This window comes from Tenacibaculum sp. L6, from assembly GCF_028823685.1.
GTDB lineage: Bacteria > Bacteroidota > Bacteroidia > Flavobacteriales > Flavobacteriaceae > Polaribacter.
Genome location: NZ_JAPEHZ010000107.1, coordinates 1 through 3,620, shown reverse-complemented (window position 1 = coordinate 3,620; position 3,620 = coordinate 1). Strand labels below are relative to the sequence as shown.

The window sequence follows — 3,620 nt, the reverse complement described above, 5'->3', positions numbered from 1 at the left end:
AAATGAGGAGCTCTTGTTCCTCTTTTCACTCCAGACCTTCCTGTCGTACCTAAAACATCTCCCATTTTTACTTTTTCTCCAAAAGAAAACTCTTTAACCGAGTCCAAATGAGCATAAAATAAATAAATACTTCCCCTTTCGCTAAAACCCATCCCTTTTTCAATTTCTCCTTCCTTAGAGTACTTTATTTTATAATCTCGCTTTAACCTTAACAAGCCTTCTGGATCATCAACTTTAATTGTTATAGTATTCCCATAACCTCCATGCCATCTACGATTATACACTGTTCCATCAACACATGCATAAATATTTTCACCTGTTTTAGCAAATAAATCTAACCCTGCATGAGCGCTACCATTCCTAGTATTACCAAACAACCCCCAATGCTTACTATATTTTGTAACTTGGGTACCTGATTGTGTATAATTCGTAGAAATTGGATTATCTACAGGTTCATGCCATTTCCTTATATTACTCAACTCAAACCAATTATCATCTCCATAATACCAAAAGTTAGGACGGTTATCAAAAAACTCTTCGTATTTTACTTCAAACCAATTTTGATTTGCTGACTCTGCATCAACAACCATAAACAACTTTGTTTTTTTATCAGTTGTTTTATTTAAAGCTTCTCTATATTTTTTTGTTTTTCTTCTTCCTAAGGATATATTGAATTTAATTTAAGCAATGAACAACTAATAATCTGTAAGTTATTTTTCGTTTTTTACTTAACCAAACGCAACCTGCTTTTATGAATATAACCTTTTTTGTTATCATAAAGAACAAGCCACCATTCATCTTTTTGTTCTAAAATTTCAACTAATTTACCAGACTGGATTTGAGAAAGTATTTTAGACGTAGTATTATTTTTTTCACGCATATTTACATAACCGTCTTTATCTACAATTTTAGCAAACTCACTATTTGGATTTATAGTTTCCTCTTCTGAAGAATACAATTTCCACCCTTGATTGTAATATTTTGGGTTAGGTGAAAACTCGGCTGCCCCAATATCTAAATCTCCCGAGCATGGTATTCTGTAATGACTCCATGCTGTTAATATCTTTTCATTTTTATCTTTATTTATCCAACTTCCAAAAAAATAACAGTTAGCATAACTTGGTATATAATCTAAAGTATCATCATAATTTATATTATTATCAGTGTCTTGATACCATGAAACCATTAGCTTCCCCTTAAAAACACCTCTATTATCTAAATTATTATCTTCTTTCAATTCATAAGTCAATATTGAAAAACCTTGTTTTAAAATTATATCAGAATAAGATACTTCCTCGTCTAGTTTTTTAGAAAATTTGTATTGTTTTTCTAATAAGAGTTCTCCTTTAAAATTCCTTGTAATTTCAGAGTAAACCTTTGTTTGCCCTTCTATTAGATAGCGATTATTATTGATTGTATCACGCTTAATCAAAGTAATAAAAAAATCTATTTTTCTCTTACTTTCTCCAATAAAACCTATATATGGTACTGTGTTATTTGTAAACACATCTGTTAAATCAACACTTGTTTCATCTTCAGAATAAGGCACCTCTGTATTCAAAAAATCATCAATAACATCATTCAATTTACAATGATTTTGAGCATTTGAGCAGCAAGAAAATAAAAAAAGTAATATAAGTATCTTAATTAATTTCATCGGTAATAACTATTTTAACATTATCTATTCCTTTTTCTTCTACAGTTTTTCTTTTTAAAAATACCTTAAAAGAAATAATTAATTCACTTACCTCAACCCAACTAGTCTATCCATAATCAAACAATATCCTGCAAAATCATACATAAATTTCTAATCTTTTAGAACACTGTCTATTTCTCGTTTAATAGCTAAAATCTCTTTTTCTTTTTCTAACATTTCTTTTTGTGTTACTTGTTTATTTTTCCAAAGGACAATTTTATTGTCTTTTAGAAAAATAGAATCTATAACTTTATTTTTATGATTATCCTCATCTTCTTTATCATAATCATACGATTCATAAACTGATAACACATTTTTTTCATCTAATTCGCTAAAATGATAGAATGTAGAATAATATTTTTTATCATCTTCATGTGTAATAGAGTAACCTATTCCTTTCAATTTAAAATTCTCAAAATCTTCATAAATTAAAATAAAAACATCCTTGTTGTTTTTTTTGTATGCAACTTCTTCACTATGATCGTAATATCCTGATTTGGTAATTTCTTTTATTTTTGACAAGATACTATCAGAATATCTCAAATCTCTTTTTTTAGTTAAATAGAATGTCTTTTTTTTCTTACCTTCTATTTTTTGAGATTCTTTTGGCTTACAATAAAAAAACGAGAGTAAACAAAAAATATAAATTAAATTTCTCATAAGACTACTTGAATTTTGGTTTAAATCTTCTTGTATGTAAATGATGGTGATGCCCTCCTAAGTGATCACATTTTTTTAAAAGCTGTTTTTCTTTTTGATCTTTTGTTAATTTAAATTTATAACTATAAAACTTAGGCCATCCAAATTTCACAAAAGCATCAATCATTTTTTCTTGACGAGTTACATCTAATTCTTTAGCCCCTTCGTCATTATTAATGTGAAGACTTGCTCCTGTTTTATCTTTACGCAAATACCTAAAATCTCCGTGCACCCCATTTACATGTGTTTTACTTGGAAAACCATGATTATCTTTACCTGTAAAACCAACCATTGTAATGTCTTTATAACCTACATTAGCTATTGTACCTAATACACAGGCAAAAGCATTTGGATGAATATAAAGCCTAGTACTGTTGGCCATTAATTTAAATTGAATAGGTAATTTTTGCCCTGTGTAATCTTTACTCCCTATTTTAATTAATGGTGATTTCTTCCCTGTCTTTATGTTTTTTCTAATTTTCCCTTTTTCATCACCCTTTGTTCCTTTGACAACTACTTTATCAGTATACGTATACTTTTTACGTCCTTTACCTATAGTTTCTTCTTTCGTGAACCCTGCTGGCACAGATTTTAGTGTTTTTCCATACTCATACTCTTCAACTTGAATTATATCATAAACATCTTTTAAATTGTGTTTTTTCCATCCTTATCATAATAAACATATTTTACTTTTTCAATATTTCTCCTTTATCATTTATCATATATTTTTCTACATTAGAAAACTTGCTACTCCCTTCTTCATCTTCAAAGTAATATTTAATATAAATGACGCCTTCTTTATCAATAAAAAATGATTTCATTCTGGCAAATATCCCATTGCTGTAATCATAATACAGATTCATTTCACTAATAATCTTATGATTTTCATCAATTACAACCAAATCTTTTCGATCTACAGAAAAAACATTACCATCATAATCATTAATAATAGATTCTCCTCCAAAAATCATTATATAAAAATTATTCTTTTTAGGTAAAACTTTCACCAAATCAAAAAAAGAATAATCGCTTATAGATTGTAAAGCAAACGAATCTTCCTCATTGAATGTATCTGCTTTAGTTGGTTTATAAAATGAACTATATTGATTAGTTTTTATTCTTTTAAAATTAGAATTATTTACATCGTAATATTCAAAAAAAGTTTTCTGTTCTTTTTCTTTATCTATTAAATCTTTAAAGAAAAAATCCGACCCTATAGGTAATG

5 protein-coding genes are annotated in these 3,620 nt (G+C 27.8%); all 5 read right to left on the bottom strand.

The window, feature by feature from the left end; all coding sequences use genetic code 11:
- A partial coding sequence (locus OU788_RS11935; RefSeq protein ID WP_274635375.1) for a M23 family metallopeptidase occupies positions 1-590 on the bottom strand: 590 nt, incomplete at its 3' end.
- A gap of 134 nt (positions 591-724) precedes the next feature.
- Positions 725-1,585 carry an SH3 domain-containing protein gene (locus OU788_RS11930; RefSeq protein ID WP_073184350.1) on the bottom strand — a complete coding sequence of 287 codons (861 nt, stop codon included), beginning with the start codon at positions 1,583-1,585 and terminating at the stop codon, positions 725-727.
- A gap of 222 nt (positions 1,586-1,807) precedes the next feature.
- The gene (locus OU788_RS11925) at positions 1,808-2,239 is read right to left on the bottom strand and encodes a hypothetical protein (RefSeq protein WP_156167110.1); all 432 of its coding nucleotides are present in this window, start codon (positions 2,237-2,239) and stop codon (positions 1,808-1,810) included.
- 121 nt (positions 2,240-2,360) lie between these two features.
- Positions 2,361-2,981, bottom strand: coding sequence for a hypothetical protein (locus tag OU788_RS11920; protein WP_274635374.1), 621 nt, complete (start codon positions 2,979-2,981; stop codon positions 2,361-2,363).
- Between the two features lie 100 nt (positions 2,982-3,081).
- Positions 3,082-3,620: hypothetical protein (locus OU788_RS11915; RefSeq protein WP_274635373.1), on the bottom strand; the 539-nt coding region annotated here is incomplete at its 5' end.